This is a genomic window from Kitasatospora sp. NPDC007106, assembly GCF_040634455.1.
Taxonomy (GTDB): Bacteria; Actinomycetota; Actinomycetes; order Streptomycetales; family Streptomycetaceae; genus Kitasatospora; species Kitasatospora arboriphila.
On record NZ_JBEYFP010000740.1, the window covers coordinates 1 to 2,857 of the forward strand.

Here is a 2,857-nt window from a genome sequence, read left to right on the forward strand (position 1 = left end):
GCGCACCATCGCCGAGGGCCTGACCGTCGCCGTCCCCGACCGGTCGTTCACCGTCGTCGTCGGCCCCAACGCCTGCGGCAAGAGCCGGGGCCGCCGGGCCGGCGGGAGGCCCGCGTTCTTCACGGCGGCCTGCAGACGGCGCATCAGGCGGGAGAGCGCCACCGGGTCGTCCTCCCGCCAGGCGCGGACGATCACCACGGGGGCGCGCAGGTCCGCGCCGTCGACGAGTTCCTCGACCGGGTCGCCGACGAGCCCGAGCTGCCCGGCGAGGCGCTCCGTGAGGCTCGGCGTCCCGAGCGGCGGGGCCGGCGCGGGTGCCGCGGGCGCCGTCCAGCCCCCGAGGCCGTCGTCGTAGTCGAAGCCGACGTCCCCGAAGGCGTCGACGCCCGGCCAGAGCTCCTCGTCGGCCCGTTCCGCCGGCCCGTCGGCCCGCGCCGCCCGGCCGCCGCCGGGGCCCGGCACCTCGACCACGTCGTCGAGGTCGGCGAGCAGCCGGTCGAGGTACAGGTCGGCCCGGCCGCGCTCCACCTCGTGGCCGGGCAGCAGCCACAGGCAGCCCAGGCCGGAGGCCAGGTCGGCGGCGACCCGCGCGAGGTGCCGACGCGGCCCCGGCAGCCGCAGGAGGTCCGCCGCGGTGGGCCGGACGGCCGCGTCGTCGATCACCCGAGACCGCCTTCCCCGGCCTCCTGCAGCGTCTTGAGCGCGCGGAACGTCACCGGGTCGACGGTCACCCCGCCCGGGCGCTCGTCCAGCACGCCGAGGTGCTCCAGCTGCCCCAGCAGCTCCTCGGCCTCGTCGATGCCGGTCTCCAGGACGATCGACAGGTCCTGCGGCGTGGCGGTGGCCAGGCCGTTGCGGTGCTCCTCGGCGGTGAACACCTCGGCCCACTGGCAGAGCCGGGCCGTGAGGTCCCGGTCGAGCCCGGCGCGCCGGAGGTGGGTGGCCGCGGACTCCGGCCCGTCCAGCCGGACCGAGGTGAGCGCGGCGTCACGGGTCCGCCCGCCGCGGACCGCCGACATGACGCGCTCGACGTGCCCGGGCCAGCCGCCGGTGGCCTCGACCAGGTTGCGCCGCTCCTCGGCCGAGAGGAACGGCGACTCGGGCCACGCCCGGACGCTGGTCGCGTTCCACCGCTTCGGCCGCACCACGGCCGCGCCCCGGCCTGCCAGCGCCGACGACGGCAGCGGATCGGTCACGACCAGCGCGCGGCGCCGGGGCACCTCCGCGCCGTCCGCGTCGGCCACCGGGCGCTCCTGGCCGATCGCGCCGGTGTACGCGGTGAGCCGCTCCACCGTCTCCTGCACGCGGGCGAGGCTCTCGCCGCGCAGGTCGACGATCAGCATGTGCGGGGTGCGCAGCCTGGTGTGCTCGGTGATCGCCTTGACCAGGTCGTCCGAGGCCCGGTAGGTCAGCACCTTGCGGCTCGCGCCGATGTGGAGCCGCGCCGCCCGGTCGATCAGGTCGCTGCCCATGGCCGGCGAGGCCGCGACGACCGCCGTCCCCGCCGACAGCGCCTCGTGCCACTGGTCGTCGGTGAGCGGGCTCGTCCGGGCGATCTGCTCCCGGTCCACGCCCAGCGAGCGGCGGGCCACCCGCGGGTTGTAGTCGTACGGCTGGCTGAACTCCGTCGTCTGCAGCTCCGCGTCCAGCTCCTCGTACGTGCCGAGCATGTTGACGACGTTCGGGCTGCGCATCGCGAACGCCCGGCCGCCCTGCAGCTGGATCACCAGGCCGAGTCCCTCCATCTCGACCAGGTCGATGCGGACCTCGTTGACCCCGTCCTGCGGCGGGAAACCCTCCGGCCACACCGCGCGGGCCTCCTCCAGCAGCTCCTGCGGGGTGTAGCCGCGGGCGCAGCCGTCGCGCAGGCTGCGCAGGGCGAGGATCAGGGTCAGGACCCGGTAGCGGTCCTCCAGGTTGATGGTCAGCCGCAGGCGGTCCTTGATCTGGTGCTGGATCCCCTGCGACGCCGTCACCTTCTGGACGTCCGCCTCGGTGATGCGAGGGCGGCTGCCGTCGGCGGCCAGCGCGCGCTCCTGCATCTCCACCACGAGCCCCTCGCAGAAGATCTGCACCAGGTTCGCCTGGTAGTTGGTGAGGGCGAGGATGCGCCACACCAGGTCGGGGGACTCGAAGAACAGGCCGACGGCGGCCAGCGGCTCGACCACCAGCTCGACGGCCGACTTCGGCACCAGCGGACCGACCAGGATGCCGGGACCGCCGTGCGCGGTGATCACGTTGGTGAGCCGGTTGAAGCGCTGCACCTGGTGCAGACCGGCGAACACCACCTTGAACGCGCGGTTGGTGTCCTGCATGAGCTGCTGCAGCCGCATCACCGTGCGGAACGTGGACTGCCCGCCCTCGGTGTACACCGGCCGCGCGTCGGCGTTCAGGAAGGCGTCCGCCTCGTCCGCCAGGACCAGGACGCGACGGGTCGGCTTGTCCGCGATCCACTGCCGGATGTGCGCGGCTATGGTGTCGCCGTCCGCCCGCTCGGACAGCCGCGGCCCGAGCAGGCCGCGCCGCTTCAGCTCGGCCGCGAGCACGCCCCAGATCCGCTCCGGCGGCTCGGCGTGCCCGATGTCCGCCGTGCGCAGGTCGATGTAGACCGCCACGTGGTCCTCGCGGTTGTCCCGCTCGAAGGTGTCCACCACCTGCCGCAGCAGCGAGGACTTGCCCAACTGCCGTCCGCCGTAGAGGAACAGGCTGCCCTCCCGGCCCATGATGGCGCTCTTCTCGGTGTCGCGGCCCTTGAACACCTCCGGCGGCACCCGTCCGGCGAGGTAGGGCGCGTAGGGCACGTAGCCGGCCCACGGCAGGGTGACCCGCTGCACCGCGCGGAACGAGCGCGGCTCGC

At 74.7% G+C, this 2,857-nt stretch carries 1 protein-coding gene and 1 pseudogene; one reads left to right on the forward strand and one right to left on the reverse strand.

Annotated elements, in window-relative coordinates:
* Positions 1-85, forward strand: a pseudogene (gene fecE, locus ABZ641_RS31645) (Fe(3+) dicitrate ABC transporter ATP-binding protein FecE); the annotation flags it as partial.
* Positions 86-659: 574 nt separating this feature from the next.
* On the opposite strand, the gene ABZ641_RS31650 reads toward fecE, so the two are convergent.
* A partial coding sequence (locus ABZ641_RS31650; RefSeq protein ID WP_359987378.1) for an AAA family ATPase occupies positions 660-2,857 on the reverse strand: 2,198 nt, incomplete at its 5' end.